General features: G+C 70.8%; 2 protein-coding genes. One reads left to right on the forward strand and one right to left on the reverse strand.

The genetic code is table 11. The annotated features are described in order from the left end of the window. Positions 1–135: 135 nt before the first annotated feature. Positions 136–1,974, reverse strand: coding sequence for a phosphoenolpyruvate carboxykinase (GTP) (locus ACYVE9_RS20770; protein ID WP_461029402.1), 1,839 nt, complete (start codon positions 1,972–1,974; stop codon positions 136–138). Between the two features lie 384 nt (positions 1,975–2,358). On the opposite strand from ACYVE9_RS20770, the gene trhA reads away from it, so the two are divergent. Beyond that, a complete protein-coding gene (gene trhA / locus ACYVE9_RS20775; protein ID WP_461029403.1) occupies positions 2,359–3,012 on the forward strand; it encodes a PAQR family membrane homeostasis protein TrhA in 654 nt (217 codons plus the stop codon). Positions 3,013–3,094: the final 82 nt, after the last annotated feature.

The raw sequence follows: 3,094 nt of genomic DNA on the forward strand, positions 1-3,094 counted from the left end.
CCGCGCTGAGGCTCCCCGACCGGCCGACCACAGGCCGGGGGCCGGGCGATCCGTCCTGGACCACCCGGCCCCCGGCCGTGGTGCCGTCCCGCCTGCCGGCGGCACGGCTGTGCCGTCGGCAGGCGTCGCGCCGGATCAGCCCAGGCGCTTCACCAGTGCGTGGTACTCGTCCCACAGCTCCTGCGGTGTGTGGTCGCCGAAGGTGTTCAGGTGCTCGGGAACGAGCGACGCCTCGTCGCGCCACACGTCCCTGTCGACCGTGAGCAGGAAGTCCAGCTCCTCCTCGGAGAGGTCCAGGCCCTCGGTGTCCAGGGCGCCCTTGGCCGGCAGCACGCCGATCGGCGTCTCGACGCCCTCGGCCTCGCCGTTGAGCCGGCCCACGATCCACTTCAGCACCCGGCTGTTCTCGCCGAAGCCCGGCCAGACGAACGAACCCTCGTCGTTCTTGCGGAACCAGTTGACGTAGTAGATCCTCGGCAGCTTGTCGCCGTCGCCGCGGGCGACGGCGTCCTTGCCGACCTTCACCCAGTGGGCCATGTAGTCGCCCATGTTGTAGCCGCAGAACGGCAGCATGGCGAACGGGTCGCGGCGCAGCTCGCCGACCTTGCCCTCGGCCGCGGCGGTCTTCTCGGACGCCACGTTGGCACCGAGGAACACACCGTGCTGCCAGTCGAAGGACTCGGTGACCAGCGGCACCGCCGAGGCGCGGCGGCCACCGAAGAGGACGGCCGAGATCGGCACGCCCTTCGGGTCCTCCCACTCGGGGGCGATCGTCGGGCACTGCGAGGCCGGGACCGCGAACCTGGCGTTGGGGTGGGCGGCCGGGGTGGTGGACTCCGGCGTCCAGTCGTTGCCCTTCCAGTCGGTGAGGTGGGCGGGGGGCTCCTCGGTCATGCCCTCCCACCAGACGTCGCCGTCGTCGGTGAGCGCCACGTTGGTGAAGACGGTGTTGCCCCACAGCGTCTTCATGGCGTTGGCGTTGGTGTCCTCACCGGTGCCGGGCGCCACGCCGAAGAACCCCGCCTCGGGGTTGATGGCGCGGAGGCGGCCGTCCTCGCCGAAGCGCATCCAGGCGATGTCGTCGCCGATGGTCTCGACCGTCCAGCCCGGGATGGTCGGCTCCAGCATGGCCAGGTTCGTCTTGCCGCAGGCGGACGGGAACGCCGCCGCCACGTAGCGGGCCTCACCGCGCGGCGGGGTCAGCTTGAGGATGAGCATGTGCTCGGCGAGCCAGCCCTCGTCGCGGGCCATCACCGAGGCGATGCGCAGCGCGTAGCACTTCTTGCCCAGCAGGGCGTTGCCGCCGTAACCCGAGCCGTAGGACCAGATCTCCCGGTCCTCGGGGAAGTGCGAGATGTACTTCGTCTCGTTGCAGGGCCACGGCACGTCCTGCTGGCCGGGCTCCAGGGGGGCGCCGACGCTGTGCACGGCCTTGACGAAGAAGCCGTCCTCACCCAGTTCGTCGAGCACCGGCTGACCCATCCGGGTCATGGTGCGCATGGACACCGCGACGTAGGCGGAGTCGGTGATCTCCACGCCGATCGCCGAGAGCGGCGAGCCCAGCGGGCCCATGCAGAACGGCACGACGTACATGGTGCGGCCGCGCATGGAGCCCCGGAACACGCCCTGCTCGCCGGTGAAGGTCTCCCGCATCTCGGCGGGCGCCATCCAGTGGTTCGTCGGGCCGGCGTCCTCCTCCTTCTCGGAGCAGATGAACGTCCGGGTCTCGACGCGCGCCACGTCGGACGGGTCGGAGGCGGCGTAGTAGGAGTTGGGCCGCTTGACCGGGTCGAGTTTCGTGAAGGTGCCGTTGGCCACGAGCTCCCCGCACAGGCGCTCGTACTCGGCCTCGGAACCGTCGCACCAGACGACTCGGTCCGGCTGCGTCAGGGCCGCGATCTCGTCGACCCAGGTGGTCAGTTCCTGGTGCCGGGTGGGGGCCGGGGTGGTGGGAGCCGCAGTACTGCGCGCCACGATCGCTCCAGAGGGTTTGAGGGTTGTGTGGTGGTACGCCCGTTGTCGCTGTCGCGGTGGACGGCTGTCCACCGACGGCCGCGACGCACGGTCTCTGTCCCAAGCTCGGCCCCGTGGGGGCTGCGACCCGGATGCTGCGGCGTTGCTCATCCGGTGCCGACTACGCTCATCTGATCATGACTCGCTTGCTCGTATGTGTCCAGGGGGCCTTCAGGTGAGCATCACCACTTCGCCGGGTCACTTCGGTCACACCTGCGAGTTCGCGGGCCGACACTCCTCAGTTACCTACGGCCGCGTAGGTAACCTGAAGGCATGACTGCCGCTGCGCCCAACTCTTCGGCCGACAACGCGGACGCGCACAGTGCGCCGGACGCCGCCCGCCAGATGATCCACGCGGCCCTGCCGAGCAAGCCCCGGATGCGGGGCTGGCTGCACGCGGCCATGTTCCCCGCGGTGCTGGCGTCCGGCGTCTTCCTGACCGCGCTCGCCGCCACTCCCGAGGCCCGGCTCGCCTGCGCGATCTACACCCTGACCGCCTGCCTGCTGTTCGGCGTCAGCGCGCTCTACCACCGGGGCGACTGGGGGCCGCGGGCCGACCGGGTGCTGCGCCGGCTCGACCACGCCAACATCTTCCTGATCATCGCCGGCAGCTACACACCGCTGACCATCATGCTGGTGGACGGCGCCCGCGGGCAGGCGCTGCTCTGGGGCATCTGGATCGCGGCGGCGGCCGGCATCGCCTTCCGCGTCTTCTGGGTCGGCGCCCCCCGATGGCTCTACACGCCGTGCTACATCGCGATGGGCTGGGCCGCCGTCTTCTTCCTGCCGGACTTCCTCCAGGCCGGCGGCCTCGCCGTGCTCATCTGCGTGGTGGTCGGCGGCCTGCTCTACAGCATCGGCGGCGTCGTCTACGGCATCAAGCGACCCAACCCGTCACCGGGCTGGTTCGGCTTCCACGAGGTGTTCCACTCGCTGACGCTGGCCGCGTTCGTCGTGCACTACGTGGGCATCTCACTGGCCGCGTACCGCGCCGCCTGACGCCCGGCCCCGCCCGCCCGACACTCGACACCCGACCTGACGCGCCGGCCCGGCCCGGCCCCCGGCCTCGGTGCCCGACGCG

The sequence above is a fragment of the Streptomyces sparsus genome (genome assembly GCF_054776295.1).

Bases quoted from the DNA above. Each gene is read 5' to 3' on its own strand.
- trhA (WP_461029403.1), top strand. From the start codon at position 2,359: ATGATCCACGCGGCCCTGCCGAGCAAGCCCCGGATGCGGGGCTGGCTG.